15 protein-coding genes are annotated in these 15,799 nt (G+C 64.2%); 10 read left to right on the forward strand and 5 right to left on the reverse strand.

Features of this window, described 5'->3' with window-relative positions; all coding sequences use genetic code 11:
* The first annotated feature begins 84 nt into the window (after window positions 1–84).
* Both purM and AB4Y31_RS01185 read left to right on the forward strand, forming a co-directional pair.
* Window positions 85–1,161: a phosphoribosylformylglycinamidine cyclo-ligase gene (gene purM, locus AB4Y31_RS01180; RefSeq protein ID WP_368672344.1), complete on the forward strand. Its 1,077-nt coding sequence runs from the start codon at window positions 85–87 to the stop codon at window positions 1,159–1,161.
* Window positions 1,162–1,410: 249 nt separating this feature from the next.
* Window positions 1,411–2,106, forward strand: coding sequence for an Abi family protein (locus tag AB4Y31_RS01185; RefSeq protein ID WP_368672345.1), 696 nt, complete (start codon window positions 1,411–1,413; stop codon window positions 2,104–2,106).
* A gap of 50 nt (window positions 2,107–2,156) precedes the next feature.
* Here the strand turns inward: AB4Y31_RS01185 and miaA are convergent, their stop codons facing one another.
* Both miaA and mutL read right to left on the reverse strand, forming a co-directional pair.
* Window positions 2,157–3,164 carry a tRNA (adenosine(37)-N6)-dimethylallyltransferase MiaA gene (gene miaA, locus AB4Y31_RS01190; protein ID WP_368672346.1) on the reverse strand — a complete coding sequence of 336 codons (1,008 nt, stop codon included), beginning with the start codon at window positions 3,162–3,164 and terminating at the stop codon, window positions 2,157–2,159.
* A gap of 25 nt (window positions 3,165–3,189) precedes the next feature.
* Window positions 3,190–5,226: a DNA mismatch repair endonuclease MutL gene (mutL, locus tag AB4Y31_RS01195; protein ID WP_368672347.1), complete on the reverse strand. Its 2,037-nt coding sequence runs from the start codon at window positions 5,224–5,226 to the stop codon at window positions 3,190–3,192.
* A 108-nt stretch (window positions 5,227–5,334) separates the two neighbouring features.
* On the opposite strand from mutL, the gene AB4Y31_RS01200 reads away from it, so the two are divergent.
* From AB4Y31_RS01200 to AB4Y31_RS01215, 4 genes are all read left to right on the forward strand, one after another.
* Window positions 5,335–6,021 carry a DedA family protein gene (locus tag AB4Y31_RS01200; protein WP_368673414.1) on the forward strand — a complete coding sequence of 229 codons (687 nt, stop codon included), beginning with the start codon at window positions 5,335–5,337 and terminating at the stop codon, window positions 6,019–6,021.
* A 6-nt stretch (window positions 6,022–6,027) separates the two neighbouring features.
* On the forward strand, window positions 6,028–6,669 hold the full coding sequence (locus AB4Y31_RS01205) for a thiamine phosphate synthase (RefSeq protein ID WP_368672348.1): 642 nt from the start codon (window positions 6,028–6,030) through the stop codon (window positions 6,667–6,669).
* 120 nt (window positions 6,670–6,789) lie between these two features.
* Entirely contained in the window at window positions 6,790–7,287 is a 498-nt protein-coding gene (locus AB4Y31_RS01210) for a ferritin-like domain-containing protein (protein WP_368672349.1), read from the forward strand.
* A 40-nt stretch (window positions 7,288–7,327) separates the two neighbouring features.
* Window positions 7,328–7,858, forward strand: a complete 531-nt coding sequence (locus AB4Y31_RS01215; protein ID WP_368672350.1) for a phasin family protein — start codon at window positions 7,328–7,330, stop codon at window positions 7,856–7,858.
* A 23-nt stretch (window positions 7,859–7,881) separates the two neighbouring features.
* Here the strand turns inward: AB4Y31_RS01215 and AB4Y31_RS01220 are convergent, their stop codons facing one another.
* The gene (locus tag AB4Y31_RS01220) at window positions 7,882–8,364 is read right to left on the reverse strand and encodes a DUF1641 domain-containing protein (protein WP_107150366.1); all 483 of its coding nucleotides are present in this window, start codon (window positions 8,362–8,364) and stop codon (window positions 7,882–7,884) included.
* On the reverse strand, window positions 8,364–11,345 hold the full coding sequence (gene fdhF, locus AB4Y31_RS01225) for a formate dehydrogenase subunit alpha (RefSeq protein WP_368672351.1): 2,982 nt from the start codon (window positions 11,343–11,345) through the stop codon (window positions 8,364–8,366). The genes AB4Y31_RS01220 and fdhF overlap by 1 nt, the downstream gene beginning before the upstream one ends.
* A gap of 172 nt (window positions 11,346–11,517) precedes the next feature.
* On the opposite strand from fdhF, the gene AB4Y31_RS01230 reads away from it, so the two are divergent.
* The 4 genes from AB4Y31_RS01230 (at window position 11,518) to AB4Y31_RS01245 (ending at window position 15,311) form a co-directional block, all read left to right on the forward strand.
* A complete protein-coding gene (locus AB4Y31_RS01230; protein WP_368672352.1) occupies window positions 11,518–12,054 on the forward strand; it encodes a hypothetical protein in 537 nt (178 codons plus the stop codon).
* Window positions 12,055–12,165: 111 nt separating this feature from the next.
* Window positions 12,166–13,026 carry an MBL fold metallo-hydrolase gene (locus tag AB4Y31_RS01235; protein WP_368672353.1) on the forward strand — a complete coding sequence of 287 codons (861 nt, stop codon included), beginning with the start codon at window positions 12,166–12,168 and terminating at the stop codon, window positions 13,024–13,026.
* A 173-nt stretch (window positions 13,027–13,199) separates the two neighbouring features.
* Window positions 13,200–13,880: a heavy metal response regulator transcription factor gene (locus AB4Y31_RS01240; RefSeq protein ID WP_368672354.1), complete on the forward strand. Its 681-nt coding sequence runs from the start codon at window positions 13,200–13,202 to the stop codon at window positions 13,878–13,880.
* Window positions 13,881–15,311, forward strand: coding sequence for a heavy metal sensor histidine kinase (locus AB4Y31_RS01245; RefSeq protein ID WP_368672355.1), 1,431 nt, complete (start codon window positions 13,881–13,883; stop codon window positions 15,309–15,311). It abuts the gene before it with no gap.
* Here AB4Y31_RS01245 and AB4Y31_RS01250 read toward each other — a convergent pair.
* Window positions 15,301–15,795, reverse strand: a complete 495-nt coding sequence (locus AB4Y31_RS01250; RefSeq protein ID WP_368672356.1) for a Dps family protein — start codon at window positions 15,793–15,795, stop codon at window positions 15,301–15,303. The two genes, AB4Y31_RS01245 and AB4Y31_RS01250, sit on opposite strands and share 11 nt — an antisense overlap.
* Between the last annotated feature and the right edge of the window lie 4 nt (window positions 15,796–15,799).

Here is a 15,799-nt window from a genome sequence, read left to right on the forward strand (position 1 = left end):
CCAAGTGTGGTCGGAGAGGGTAAATCGAGCGGGCCGGCGCGCATCGGGTAAAATCGCATTTTACCGACCTTCTCGCACTTCCCCATGAATCAACCGAAATCCGCTCCGGATGGTGAGAATCCGGCTCGTTCGGCGCAAGGCCTTTCGTACCGCGACGCGGGCGTCGACATCGACGCCGGCGATGCGCTCGTCGACGCCATCAAGCCGTTTGCGAAGAAGACGCTGCGCGAGGGCGTGCTCGGCGGCATCGGCGGATTCGGTGCGCTTTTCGAGGTGCCGAAGAAGTATCGCGAGCCCGTGCTCGTTTCGGGCACGGACGGCGTTGGCACGAAGCTCAAGCTCGCGTTCCATCTGAACAAACACGATACGGTCGGCCAGGATCTCGTCGCGATGAGCGTCAACGATATCCTCGTGCAAGGCGCCGAGCCGCTTTTCTTTCTTGATTACTTTGCGTGCGGCAAGCTCGAGGTCGGCACGGCGGCGACCGTCGTGAAGGGCATCGCTCACGGCTGCGAGCTCGCCGGCTGTGCGTTGATCGGCGGCGAGACGGCCGAAATGCCCGGTATGTATCCGGACGGCGAGTATGACCTCGCCGGCTTCGCGGTGGGCGCCGTCGAGAAGAGTAAGATCATCGACGGCAGCACGATCGTTCCGGGCGACGCGGTGCTCGGGCTCGCCTCGAGCGGCATTCATTCGAACGGTTTTTCGCTCGTGCGCAAGATCATCGAGCGCGCGAACCCCGATTTGTCGGCCGATTTTCACGGTCGTTCGCTCGCTGACGCGCTGATGGCGCCGACGCGGATTTACGTGAAGCCGCTGTTGGCGTTGATGGAAAAGCTCGCGGTCAAGGGCATGGCGCACATCACGGGCGGCGGGCTCGTCGAGAACATCCCGCGCGTGCTGCGCGACGATCTCACGGCCGAGCTCGACAAGGACGCGTGGCCGATGCCGCCGCTCTTCTCTTGGCTCCAGCAGCATGGCGGCGTGGCCGACGCCGAAATGCACCGCGTGTTCAACTGCGGCATCGGGATGGCCGTCATTGTGGCGGCGGCCGATGCCGACGAAGCCATGCGCGAGCTCACCGCGGCCGGCGAGCAGGTCTGGAAGATCGGCAAGGTGCGCCCGCGGCACGAGGGCGAGGCCCAGACGGTCGTGGTTTGAAGGGACGTGTAGCCGCTGCTTTTTCGTAGCAGTTGAAAAAAGACCGCTTGGGTGCCAAGCGGTCTTTTTTTCGTCGGTCGGGCCTGCGCACTATAACTTTCGGACGGCTGGAAAGACGATGCCCCCGGGGGCATGCTTTCGCAGAGGTCGCACCGGGGGCTTGCGGGTTGGATGATAGCGGGAAGCTGCCGGCGCGGTCAATGAAAACCACGCCGATTTCCAATCGGCTAGTGACGCGAGGCAGTTCCCTTGGCCAAATCCGCTCTGTCCTCACTGGACTCCGCCCGCCGCGCGCGGGTCGTCAGCACATTGACGAGATCACGTCTCAACAAGTACCTGCAAGCTGCCAAGGGCAACGAGCAGCAGGCGCTTCGCCTGTACATCATGAACGCGAAGCTCAGCGCCGCATTTCTCTTTGACTTTCACTATTTCGAGATCGCACTCCGAAACAAGTTCGACGCGGAACTGGCTGCAACCTTCGGTACTGAGTGGTTCTCCGACGAATCTTTGCTCGCTCTACTCGATAAACGCTTCCGCGATGCTCTCAGAAAGGCCCAAAACGACGCCGGCAGGACGTTTCCGCAGGGGCGGCCTATGCCACCAAGCAAAGTCGTAGCGGAATTGACTTTCGGCTTTTGGACCGGGCTCACGGACAGCAGGTACGAACACAAGCTATGGGTGCCTTGTCTTCACAAAGCGTTCTCGCCGGCAAAGCCCCCTAAGCGAGCCAGTTTCAACGTTCTCTTGGAGCGGTTGCGACAAGTCCGCAATCGCGTCGCCCATCACGAGCCAGTGTTCCAATTGGATATGCTCAACGTACACCGTGGTCTTTCGGATGGCGCGCGCTTGCTTTGCCCGGCCGTTGCGAATCTGATGAATCGTACAAGTACCGTCAAGCGCGTGGCCATGTCGCTTATGAGATATCGCGCCCGACGGTCCATATGATGTCCAAGCAGCGCGAGCCGCTTGCAGCGGCGATCCGATGCGTTGCCGCGTCATCGCCTGGAGAAGCCGAGCGCATCTTCGATTGCGCGGACCGCCTCGAACGTCGCGGATTGCGAGCAACAGTCGACCACGATGCGCTCCGGCATCGATCGCAGCCATGTCAGCTGTCGCTTGCAGAGCTGACGCGTCGCGAAGATACCCTTGTCGCGCATCGTCGCGTAATCGATCTCGTCATCGAGGTACGCCCAGGCCTGGCGGTAGCCCACGCAGCGCATCGACGGCAGGCCGGGATCGAGGTCGCCACGCTCGCGCAGCCGTTTCACCTCGTCGATGAAACCGGCCGTGAGCATGGCGTCGAAGCGCTCAGCGATCCGTACATGCAGCACGGCACGGTCGGACGGTTCGAGCGCGATCGGGACGAAGCGATAACGCGCGCCGGCATCGTTCGCTTCTCCGCGCGCCGTGTTGCCGCCTTCGATGCGCTCGTCGTCGTCCACAGGACCGCGCCGACGCTCGGCAAGCAGATTCGACATCGGCCGCCCCGTCAGCGCAAAGATCTCGAGCGCGCGCTGAATGCGCTGGGAATCGTTGGGCGCGAGGCGAGCCGCCGTGGCCGGGTCCACCCGCGCCAGCCGCGCATGCAACGCGGGCCATCCTTCGCGCGCCGCATCGGCTTCGAGTTCGGCACGCACGGTAGCGTCGGCCGACGGCAAATCGTCGAGCCCCTGCGAAAGCGCCTTGTAGTAGAGCATCGTGCCGCCGACGAAAAGCGGCACGCGTCCGCGCGCAAGGATTTCGCCGGCGAGGCGCAGCGCATCGGTGCGAAAGTCGGCCGCCGAATAGCTATCGGTCGGCTCGATGATGTCTATCAGATGATGGGGCACGGCCGCGCGTTCCTCGCGCGTCGGTTTGGCCGTGCCGATGTCCATGCCGCGGTAGACGAGTGCCGAGTCGATGCTGACGATCTCGATCGGATGTCGCGCCGCGAACGCGAGCGCGGCGGCGGTTTTGCCCGACGCCGTGGGGCCGAGCAGGCAGGGTATCGCGGTTCGGCTCATGTTGGCTCTTTTGAAGCGTCCGCGGTCACTGCCCGCGCAGGAAGAGCCGGTCGAGATCGGCAATGGACAACTGATACCAGGTCGGGCGCCCGTGATTGCATTGATCGGCGCGTTCGGTCGCCTCCATTTGTCGCAGCAACGCGTTCATCTCGTCGATCGTGAGGCGCCGGTTGGCACGGACCGCATGGTGGCAGGCCAGCGTGCCGAGCAACTCGTGCTGGCGCTCGGTCAGTACGCGTGAGCCGCCATACGCGTGCAGATCGGCCAGCACGGCGCGCGCGAGCGAGGGCAGGTCGGCGTCCTTTAGCAACGCCGGCACGGCGCGGATCGCGAGCGTCGTCGGCGAAAGCGCGGCGAGATCGAAGCCGAGCGCGTCGAGCGTTTCCCGCTCCTCTTCCGCGGTGCCGATCTCGACGGCATCGGCCGGCATCGAGATCGGCAGTAGCAGCGGCTGCACGGCGATCGATCGCTGCGCCAGCGCGCGCTTGAACTGCTCGTAGAGAATTCGCTCGTGGGCCGCATGCATGTCGACGATGACGAGCCCCCGCGCGTTTTGCGCGAGCACGTAGATGCCATGGATCTGCCCGAGCGCGAAACCGAGCGGATGGTCTTCGTGGGCGTCGTCGGTTCCTTGAGCGGCGCTGTCGCGCGCTTGCACCTGGTACGCGGGCCGGATCGCGGGCGAGAGCGGATCGTTGGATGGACCAATCGCCCCGTCGCCGCTGCCCGCATTTCCCGACGTCTCTTTGCGGCCGAAAAGCGCATCGTAGAGCGCCAACGGTTGCGCGACGGGCAAGCGCCCTTGCGTCATCCGCGCGTCGCGCATCCAGGTCGTGCCGGTGCGTGTCGGATAGGGTGAGTTCGCGTCGCCTCGCCCGTTGCTCGCGCCGGCCGTATCGATTCCGCCCGATGCCGACGCGGCCGGCGCGCCCGCCGATTGCGCCGCGCCGGGTCCGGGCGGAAACGGCGCTTCGAGATGCGCCGCGTGTCCGCCTGCCGTCGTTTCGGCGGAAGCACCCGCGTGACGCGCCAATGCCCGCTGCAGCGCATGAAACACGAACTGATGCACGGCGCGGGAATCGCGGAATCGGACTTCGATTTTCGACGGATGCACGTTCACGTCGACCGTTTCGGGCGGCAGATCGAGGAAGAGCACGTACGACGGATAGCGATCGCCGTGGAGCACGTCTTCGTAAGCCGAGCGCACGGCGTGCGTGAGCAGCTTGTCCCGCACGAAGCGGCCGTTGACGAAGAAGTACTGCTGATCGGCACGGCCGCGGCTCGCCGTCGGCAAGCCGGCGCAGCCGTAGAGCGCGAGCGGCCCCGCTGCTTCGTCGAGCGGCAGATGCGCCAGCGCGAATCCTTCGCCGAGTATCTTCGCGACACGTTGCGCCGGCTCACTTGCGTTCCAGTGGTCGAGCGCGCGTCCGTTATGGAGGACCGAAATCGCGACGTCGGGCCGCGCGAGGGCGACCCGGCGAATCATCTCGACGCAATGGCCGAGTTCCGTCTGTTCGCTCTTCAGAAACTTGCGGCGCGCGGGCGTCGTAAAGTAAAGCTCGCGCACTTCGATCGTCGTGCCGACACCGCCCGCGGACGGCGTCAGCGCGCCCGTCTGCGCGTCGATGCGCGTCGCATGAGGCGCGTCGGCCGTGCGGCTCGTAATGGAGGTTTCGGCCACGGAGGCGATGGAGGCGAGCGCTTCGCCGCGAAACCCGAGCGTGGCCACCGATTCGAGCTCGGCGAGCGAGCGGATCTTGCTGGTGGCATGACGCATCAGCGCGAGCGGCAACTCGGCGGCCGGAATGCCGCAGCCGTCGTCGGCGATCGAAATGCGCTTGATGCCGCCCGCATCGAGCAGGATGCGCAGCGTTTTCGCGCCGGCGTCGAGCGCGTTTTCGAGCAACTCCTTGACGACCGAGGCCGGCCGCTCGACGACTTCGCCGGCGGCAATCTGGCTGATCAGCTGGTCGGGCAGCGGCTGAATGGCGCGCGCGGCGGGTCGCGCCCGCGATGCAAGCGAAGAAGGCGCGGCGGCCGGCGGTTCGGGGAACTCGGACATTCGGCGATTATAGCGATTCGATGTCGGGCAGTTTCGGTATCATGGCGGCGATTGTTCGACTCACCGGCGCGTCGTCGCGGCCGGGGCCATTGACGAGAAGGGATGATTTTGGACACGCTGCTTCATTTCGCCGGATTGATTCTCCACATCGATACGTTCCTCGGCCAGTTCGTCCAGCAATATGGCGCATGGGTGTATGCGGTATTGTTCCTGATCGTCTTTTGCGAAACGGGGCTCGTGATCCTGCCGTTTTTGCCAGGCGATTCCCTGCTTTTCATCGGCGGGGCGTTTTGCGCGACGGGCGAAATGAACCTCGCGGCCCTGATAATATTGCTGCTAGCGGCATCGGTCAGCGGCAACAGCTTGAACTATGCGATCGGGCGAGCGCTCGGGCCGAAAGTATTCAACACGCATATCCCTTATCTCGAGCGCTTTCTCGACCGCGTCGCGCTGCAAAGGACGCACGACTTCTACGAGCGGCACGGCGGCAAGACGATCGTTCTCGCGCGCTTCATTCCCGTGATACGGACCTTCGCGCCGTTCGTCGCGGGCGTCTCCTGCATGCGCCCCGGCCGCTTCCAGTTCTTCAACGTGTCGGGCGCGGCGCTTTGGGTTCTCCTGCTCGTGCTGGCCGGCTACTTTTTCGGCAACATCCCGTTCATCAAGCAATATCTGAACGTCATCGTGCTCGTCGGCATCGGCGCGGCCATCGTGCCGATCGTCCTCGCGGCGCTTTGGCGTATGTGGCGCAAGAAAGCCGCCGCGCCGATGGTGCGCAAGCCGGACAGCCGTTGAGCTCGCATGCGGATAGAGACAGACCTCCCTGAACTACTGCTCATCACGCCTGAACCCGAACCGGACGCCGATGGACGATTCGGGCGCTTCCTCGATCGGCTCGATCGCGCATTGGCGCGCGGAATCGCGCTGGTGCAACTGCGCGCGAAACGGCTTGACGCCGCCCGTTTCGACGAACTCGCGGCTCAGGCGCTGATCCTATCGCACGGGCGCGGCGCACGGCTCATCGTCAACGGGCCGCGAGGGCATGCCGCCATCGTCGCGGCGCCGAACCCAGCGTCGGGCCTCGAGCCGACCGGTCATGGCGGTGGGGTCGCCGGCGCCGACGGCTTCCACCTGACGAGCGAACAACTGATGAAATGCTCGGCACGTCTGCTGTCCGACGCAAAATTGCTTTCGGCCGCATGCCATACCGAAGAGCAGTTGGCGCGGGCGGAGCGCGTCGGCGTCGATTTCGTGACGCTTTCGCCTGTGCTGCCGACGGCGAGTCACCCGGGCGCAGCGACGCTCGGGTGGGAGCGTTTCGGCGAATGCGTCGGCCGAGCCCGCGTGCCCGTTTACGCGCTCGGCGGCATGACGCGCGAGCATTGCGCCAAGGCGCGCTCGCTCGGGGCGCAAGGCATCGCGTCGATCACCGGGCTCTGGTAGCGCATCGATTCTCCCCAGTGGCGTTCGAGGCACGCGCGTTGCAACTTAACGCGAGAGCCTCGCGCTCGCCAGCGTTATTGAACAGCGGCATCGGCTGAATCCAACTGGAGGGAATCCATCATGGCAGCACGCAAGACACTCGAGGATCTGTTCATTCACGATCTCTCGGATATCTACAGCGCCGAAAAACAATTGACACGTGCGCTCGCTAAACTATCGCGAGCGGCGGCGAACACCGAGCTTTCGAAGGCGTTCGAGACACATTTGCACGAGACGGAGGGCCAAATCGAGCGGATAGACAAAGTCGTCGAAATTTGCGGTGTCCGACTCAAGCGGATCAAGTGTGTGGCGATGGAAGGCCTCATCGAGGAGGGGCAGGAACTCGTCGACGAGATCGAGAAGGGTCCGGTGCTCGATGCCGGACTCATCGGCGCGGCACAGAAAGTCGAGCACTACGAGATCTCGGCGTACGGCACGCTCTGTGCGCTGGGCAAGCAGCTCGGCCGGGACGATGCCGTGAAGCTGTTGCATGAGACGCTCGAGGAAGAAAAAGCGACGGACCAGAAGCTTTCGCAATTTGCCGAGCAGATCGGCAATCCGCAGGCCAAGAAGGCCTGACGCGCAATCACTGTCCAATCACTTTCGAGGGAGCACGACGATGAATTCACCTGCAGTCGAATATGTTGGTTCAGTCGAGCAGGCCACGGCAGGATCGATCGCCGGTATTGCCCAGCGAACGCTGGACGGCTTCCGGCGGCTCGCCCATCTCAATCTCGAGACGGCCCAGAGCGCCTTGAGCGAGCAGCGCGAGATTGCGGAGGAAGCTGTAACGTCGCGATCGCTCGACTGGCTACTTCTGCTGCCGCCCGCGCAGGTCGAGGCTGCCATGAAGAAATCGCTCGCCTATTGGCGCGATGCGAGCGATATCGCGATCGAGACCATTGCCGATAGCGTTGGATCGAGCCTGTGCGGTTTCAGTGAGTTTGCTCGTTGGACGACGTCGTTGCTGGGCGATGCGGTATCGCGTATCCCGGCGTCGGAATCGACGAGCCTCGTTATTGCCGATCCCGACGCCAATTTGCCGCTGATTGCCGACGCGGAGGATGCTGATGTGAGAGCGGGCAGAAGAAGAAGGTCGGTCAAGCCGGCAGACGAGGAAGGCGGCGACGGTTCGACGATGAAGCAGTAGTGCCATCCCTGAGGCGCATGACGTCAAGCGCTGCTCGGCTTGCCTGTGAACGCCGATATCGGCTTGTCGATATCGCGTTCGAGGCCGGCCGAGAATGCCTTGAGTCCTTCGATGAGCGGCGTCAGCGCTTGCCAGAGCGCGTCGTCGTGCAGCATGCGATAAGCGCCGCTCACGCCCGGCGCCGTATTCCCGTCCTCTTGCGGCTGCCATGTGCTCGCCGCATGAAACGCGTCCGTCATCGCAAACGCTGCTTTGTAGAATTGCTGCGGCGAGATGCGCGATAGCGCCATGAGCACGATCGCCAGATTCTGGATCGCGTTCAGCGTGCCTTCCTTTTCGAGGCCGCTCACGAGCACCTGAGCGACCGGCGTCTTCGCGCCGACGAGGTCGTTCACGAAGCGTAGAACGCCGTGCCGGTGCAGGTTTTGAAGCAGACGTTCGAGCTCTTCGTGCGCATCGGGCCCGATCTCGGGCACGCTGGCTTGGTAGTGAATCCGTTCGGCCATTACATTCTCTCCGGGTGTGGCACCTGCGCGGGCGGGCGCGTGTAGTCCTGACGCGCCCACTTCTCGGCCGCGTCGATTCCATCGATGGGCGTGCGCTCGTGGTTGCGGTAATTGCTCGGCGGCAGCGGCGGACCGTCCTTCGCGCGCGGCAATACCTCGAGCTTGGCGGCGACCTCCTTGTAGGCCGGCGTGTTGACGTCCGGGTCATGGTGCTCGCCCGTCATCTCATTGACGCCGGGCTTGCCCTGGTGGATCGGCACGAAGAGCGTCTTGCCGCGCACGCGGTCGGTGACGAGCGCCGTCAGCTCGGCCGAGCCGCGCCGCGAACTGATGCGCACCCAGGCCCCGCTTTCGATGCCGCGCTCGGCGGCGAGCTCGGGGCTGACCTCCACGAACCAGTTCGGCGCCTCGTGCCAGATGCGCGGCCCGCGCCCGGTCTGATTCGTCGATTGAAACTGCTCGAGCATGCGTCCGTTGTCGAGCATGAGATCGTATTCGTTGTCGGCGTCCTCGTCGGGTGCCTTCCATTCGAGCGCATAGAGCACGGCCTTGCCGTCGTCGGTATGGAACCGATCGGTGTAGAGCAGCGGCGTATCGGTGCCGTCGGGCTTCACCGGCCAGACGAGCGACTTCCATCCTTCGAGCCGCTCGTAATTGACGCCGGCGAACATCTGAGCGATGCCGGCGACTTCGTCCATGATCTGCGACGGGTGCGTATATCCCCACGGATGGCCCATGCGGGCGGCGAGATCGGTCAGGATGCGCCAGTCTGGGCGGCAGTTTCCGAGCGGCGGCATGACCTCGTAGAAGCGCTGAATACGCCGCTCGGTGTTGACGAACGTGCCCTCTTTCTCGACGCTCGGACATCCAGGCAGCACGACATCGGCGAACTCGGCCGTCCGGCTCATGAAGATGTCCTGCACGACGAGGAAGTCGATTTCGCGGAAGGCCTTGTGGACGTTTTCGGAGTCGGCATCGGAAAACGCCGTTTCCTCGCCGATGACGTACATCGCCTTCAGTCGCTTTTGCGCGGCCTCTTCGACCATCATGAAGTTGTCCTGACCGATCTTGCCCGAAAGGCGGCTCGCATCGATGCCCCATGCCTTGGCCCATTTCTCCCGCACTTTCTCGTCAGTCACCTTCTCGTACCCGGGGAAGACGTTCTTCAGGCAGCCGAAGTCGCTCGCTCCCTGTACGTTGTTGTGTCCGCGCATCGGGTAGCCGCCCGTGCCGGGCCGGCCGTAGTTGCCGGTCACGATGAGCAGGTTCGAGAGGGCAGTGCTCGTGTCCGCGCCATGGCTGTGTTGCGTGATGCCCATCGCCCATAAAAGGCAGACGCTCTTCGCCTGACCGATCATTTCGCCGGCCGCCGCAAGCTGGTCGCGAGGGATGTTCGTCATGCGCTCCGCGAACTCGAGCGTGAATGGCTCCAGCGAGCGCCGATATTCCTCGACCTTGTTGACTCGCTTGGCGAGAAAGTCCAGGTCGGCATAGCCATGCTCGAACATGTAGCGCGAGAGCGCCGAGGCCCAGATCAGATCGGTGCTTGCCTTCGGCCGCAGATAAATGTCGGCGCGCTCGGCCATTTCGTGGCGCCGCGGGTCGACGACGAGGAGCTTCTGTCCGCGCAGCTTGTGCGCGGCCTTGATCTTCGAGGCGATGACGGGATGGTTTTCGGCCGTGTTGCTGCCGACGATGACGACGAGATCGGCTGATTCGATGTCGGCGATCGTGCCCGCGTCGCCGCCGTAGCCGACCGTGCGAAAGAGTCCCATCGTCGCGGGGTTCTGGCAATAGCGCGACGAGTTGTCGACGCTGTTCGTGCCGATGATGAGCCGCGCGATTTTTTGCGTGAGGTATGCCTCCTCGTTGCTCGCCTTGCTCGAGCCAATGAAGCCGATGCTGTCGGGTCCGTGCGCGTCGCGGATCTCGAGCAGGCGGCGCGCAACGAGGCTGAGCGCCTCGTCCCAGCTCGCCTCGCGAAAGCAGTTGTGCTCGCGATCGCGGATGAGCGGCGTCGTGAGCCGCTCTTTGTCATTGATGAAGTCCCATGCGAACTTGCCTTTGATGCAGGTCGAGATGCCGTTGACGGGCGCGTCGACGACCGGCTGCACCTTCAGCAGATGCCGGTCGCGCGTCCACATCTCGAACGAGCAACCGACGCCGCAGTAGGTGCAAACCGTCTTCGTCCGCTTGATCTCCGGCTGCCGCCAGTGCATGTCCATCTTCGAGAGCGCGGTGATGGGCGGGGCGCCGATGGTGTTTTCGAGCGTCTTCACGACCTCGATCAGCGGCCGTTTCAGTGACTGCGGCATCGATGTAAAGGGGCCCGCGTCCGGTTGCATCGTCTTTTCCATCAGCGCGTTGCAGGGGCAGACGGTCACGCAATGCCCGCAGCTCACGCAGCTCGATTCGTCGATGGGCTTGCCGCCGTCCCAGAGCACGCGCGGATGCTCCGCCGAGAAGTCGATGCTGAGCGTTTCGTTGACTTCGACGTTCTGGCAGGCTTCGACGCAACGGCCGCAGAGAATGCATTGATCGGGGTCGTAGGTATAGAACTGGCTCGATTCGTCCTTTTCGTAGGGCTTGCGCTCGAACGGATAGCGCTGGATCGGCATGTTCATTTGCGCCATCGTGTTGTGCAACGTGCAGTCGCCCGTGTTGTTTTCGCAGACGGTGCAATAGAGTTCGTGCTTGGCCAGCAGCCTGTCCATGCCCTCGCGCTGGGCGGCCATGGCGGCTTCGCTCGCGCTCGAAATAACGAGTCCGTCGGCCGATTTCACCGTGCACCCGCGTTCGAGCTGGCCGTCCATCTCGACCCAGCAGACGTCGCAGGTCTGCAAAGCGCCGAGCGAACGGTGATAGCAGACGTGGGGCAGTGCGATTCCATGTTCCGCGAGAAAGTCCATCAGCGGCTGGCCCGCTTTGCCGGTCAGCGTCTTACCGTCGAACGTCAGCGTGCATTCGTTTGCTTCGGCCATCGTCTTTCCTCCGAGCGTTTCATGAGGCCGTTTTAACGGCGCATCTGGGAAGCAGTCAGCATGGGCCGTACCAGCTGCCGCCGGGCTCGAAGAGAAGAAGGGCGGCGACGGGCGCGGAAACGATGAGGCACGTGCGGTGCTGCGCCCAATCCGCACGGTGAAGGAGGATGTGATGACCGACCGGCAGGGAACTAACGAGACCCGTTCGCGCCCCGGCGCAACCCCGGATGCGTCCGGCACCGCTCGCGGCGGCGCGCGGTTCTGGCGCCGCTCTTTGACTTCGGGCTCGGCGGCAGGCGCGCTTGCCGCCGCCGTCGCGGCCTGGCGAGCGCGCACCGACGGGACGACGGCGTGTGCCCCGATCAATGCGGTGACGCATTGCCTGTGGCCGGAAGCCGCGCCCAGAGCGACGACATGGAGCGTGCGCCACACGTTGACGGGGTTGGCCATCCATCAAGCCGCGGCGGTGTTCTGGGGCGCGCTTTTCGAAAAGCTCGTCCCGCGCATGCCCCGCCAACGGCCTGCTCGCACGGCCGGAGCGGCGGCCGCCACCGCGGCGACGGCCTATCTCGTCGACTATCACGTCGTGCCGAAACGACTGACGCCGGGCTTCGAGGCACATTTGTCGCCGCGCTCGATGGCCTGCGTCTACGCCGCGATTGCCACGGGCTTCGCCGTGGCCGCATTGGCGAGGAGGCCGGCGCGTTGAGCCCGCGGCGGCCGCGCTCGCGGATCGGGCGCAACTGCCAGGCGCGATAGGTCAAAATACCGGACGCGTCAGGGTATATTGTGACGGTTCCCGATCCCCCCGGAGCCTGTCATGCAGCCGCTCGTGGAATCCTTCTTCGATCCCGTGACGTCGACGTTCACCTACGTCGTGCATGCCGGCGACGGGTCGCCATGCGCGATCGTCGATTCCGTGCTCGATTACAGTCCATGCTCGGGACGCACATCGACCGTCGCGGCCGACCGCGTGGTGGCATTCGTGCGTGCGCACGGGCTCAGCGTGCAATGGCTGCTCGAAACGCATGCGCATGCCGATCACCTGTCGGCGGCGCAATACCTGAAGCGCGAGCTCGGCGGGAAGACCGCGATCGGCGAGCAGATCCGCGCCGTGCAGCATACGTTCAAGCGTGTGTTCAATCTCGGCGCCGATGTGCCGGCCGACGGCACGCAGTTCGATCATTTGTTCACATCGGACGAAACCTTTTCGATCGGCGCGCTGACCGCTGAGGCGCTGCACGTGCCCGGCCACACGCCGGCCGATATGGCATACAAGGTCGGCGATGCGGTCTTCGTCGGGGATACCCTGTTCATGCCCGATGTGGGGTCCGCGCGCTGCGACTTCCCCGGTGGCGACGCCCATTCGCTCTACCGTTCGGTGACGAGGCTGCTGTCGCTGCCGCCCGAAACGCGGCTTTTCATGTGCCACGACTATCCGCCGCCTACGCGCGAGGCCTGCTGTCAGACGACGGTCGCGGAAGAGCGGCACATGAATATTCATCTGCGCGAGGGCGTGTCGGAGAGCGACTTCGTCGAAATGCGCACGCGCCGCGATCGCACGCTCTCGATGCCGGCGCTGATCATTCCGTCGGTGCAGGTGAATATGCGCGCGGGCGAAATGCCGCCACCGGAATCGAACGGCATTCCCTATTTGAAAATCCCCGTCAACGGCTTCTAGTTGCCGACCGCGTCGTGCGGCGGCCGCGCCCATCGAGAGCCCGGGGCCGCGAATTCTTTCGGACTGCTGACGAGTACACCGCGGCGACCTCGAAGCCGCGTTCAGCATAGAATCGGGGCTCCCGGAACGAGTCATCAGCGGACGAACGAGCAGCCGGCGTCGCGAGCACGAATATGCGGATATTGGTCATTGAAGACGAGCCGAAGACAGGGGCCTACCTGAAAAAGGGGCTGCAGGAGTCGGGTTATTCCGTCGACGTCGCGACGGACGGTGCCGAGGGGCTCCTGCTCGCGCAGGAGGAGCGCTACGACGTGATCGTGCTCGACGTCATGCTGCCGACGATGGACGGGTGGTCCGTGCTCAAAACACTGCGCGAGCAACGTCTGACCACGCCTGTCCTGTTTCTGACCGCAAGAGACGACATTCACGACCGCGTGCGCGGCCTCGAGCTCGGCGCCGACGACTATCTCGTCAAGCCGTTCGCGTTCGTCGAACTGCTCGCGCGCGTACGGACACTGGCGCGGCGCGGGCCCCCGCGCGAAAACGAGCTGCTGAAAGTGGCCGACCTGGAGATCGACGTCAACCGGCGGCGTGTGCGCCGGGGGACGACCCGCATCGATTTGACGCCGCGCGAGTTCGCGCTGCTTCAGTTGCTCGTCCAGCACGAGGGCGAGGTGCTGAGCCGCACGCAGATCGCCTCGTACGTCTGGGACATGAACTTCGACAGCGATACGAATGTCGTCGAGGTCGCGATTCGCCGGTTGCGCGTGAAAATCGACGAGGATTTCCACGTCAAGCTGATCCAGACCGTGCGTGGAGTCGGGTATGTGATCGAACCCAGAGAGGAGCAGTGAATGGCGAGCCGGTCGCTCGCCGCTACGCTCGCACTGGCCTTCGGCGGTATCACGCTCGTCGTCTTCGGGGCCGTCGGCAGCATGCTGTACTACGCGCTCGATCGGCAGATCAAGAAAGAGGACGACCTCGACACCGTGCTCATCTCGCGCCACGTGCGGCGCCTCGCGGACGAGCTCGACTCCACCGCGTCCGTGCGCGAGCATGCTGAGCGACTCACGAGTCAGGTGCTCGGCCATCGCGAGCTGTCGCTGCACGTCGTCGATTCCGCCGGCGAAGTGCTCGTCGATCATAACGCCGAGACGCTCGGCACGGCGTCGCCGCTGCCGGCGTCGATGCCCGATGTGCCGGACGATGCACGAATTACCGAGCAATCGATCGTCGAGTGGCATGCCCCGGCCGGCAGGCCGATGCACGGTATCGCGTCCCAACTTCGGCTGCGCGACGGCAGTACCGTCACGGCTATCGTTTCACGCGATATGACCGATCGATGGCAACTGCTCGATCACTATCGCGAGCGTCTCTACGCGTTCGGCCTTGGCGGCATGCTGGTCGCGCTCGGGCTCGGATGGATGCTTTCACGCGAGGCGTTGCGCCCAGTCCGCGACATCGCGGCGAGCGCGGCAACGATCACGGTCGAGAAGCTCGACACGCGCATCGATGTCGAAAACGTGCCGACCGAGCTGAGCGCGCTCACGCAGTCGCTCAACGCAATGCTCGATCGCCTCCATCGCGGCTTCGAACGCATTTCGCAATACACGGCCGATCTCGCGCACGATATGCGCACACCGCTCGGCAACCTGCGCGGGTCGGCCGAGGTGGCGCTCGCGCGCGAACGTACGGTCGAGGAATATCAGGCGGTGCTCGCCTCGAACCTCGAGGAGTGTGAGCGGCTATCGCGGATGATCGAAAGCGTGCTGTTTCTCGCGCGGGCCGAGCACCCGCAATTCGTCACGCAATTGCGCGAGCTCGATGCGGTGGAAGAGCTCACGCGTATTGCGCAGTATTTCGAAGGCGTGGCCGACGATGGGGGCATTCGGCTGAGCGTGAAGGGCGATGCTTCAGTCAAGCTGCGAGCCGACGTCGAGTTGATGAGGCGAGCCATCAACAATCTGCTCGCCAACGCACTCCGCTATACGCCGCCGGGCAAGGAAATCGCCCTCGAGGCCGCGCGAGCGGAGGACGGTACACGGATCGTGGTGGCCAACGAAGGCGCCCCCATCGATCCCGCGTTGCTCGAGCGCATCTTCGATCGGTTCTACCGAGCGGATCCGGCGCGCAAGAGCGAGCCGAGTTCGGTCGGCTCGGCCGGACTCGGCCTCGCGATCGTGCGCACCATCATGGAATTGCATGGCGGCACCGCGCGCGCCGAGAGCGATGCAGCCGGCACGCGCTTTATCCTGACCTTTCCCGAGGGAACGGCTACCCGCTGATCGTTTCGGCGAGGAACCAGGCGCGCCGCTGCGCTTCGTCGATCCAGTTTTCGAGCAGGCTCGCCGTCGCGACGTCGTCGTGCTTGTCGCAGACCTCGTGCGCTTCCAGCATGAATGCGGCAAGGCGAAGATTGTCGTCGCGCAGCTCGGCGAGCATCGCGAGCGGTGCGACCGAGTCGGCATCGTTGTCCGAGATGCGCTGCCTGCGCGCGATATCGCCGATCGAGCGCAGCGTCGATCCACCGATCTTGCGCACGCGCTCGGCGATGTCGTCGGTGATGGCGAAGAGCTGTTCGCCTTGCTCGTCGAGCAGCAGATGGTAGTCGCGGAAGTGCGGGCCGCGCATATGCCAATGGAAGTTCTTCGTCTTCAGATAGACCGCGAAGACATCGGCCAGCAGCGGATTGAGTTGCTCCGAGATTTCATCGATTGCCTGCTTGCTGAAAGGATTTTGTGCGTTTGCTGAGGTTGCGCGAGTGTTCATGACG

The organism is Trinickia sp. EG282A, from assembly GCF_040965455.1.
GTDB lineage: Bacteria > Pseudomonadota > Gammaproteobacteria > Burkholderiales > Burkholderiaceae > Trinickia > Trinickia symbiotica.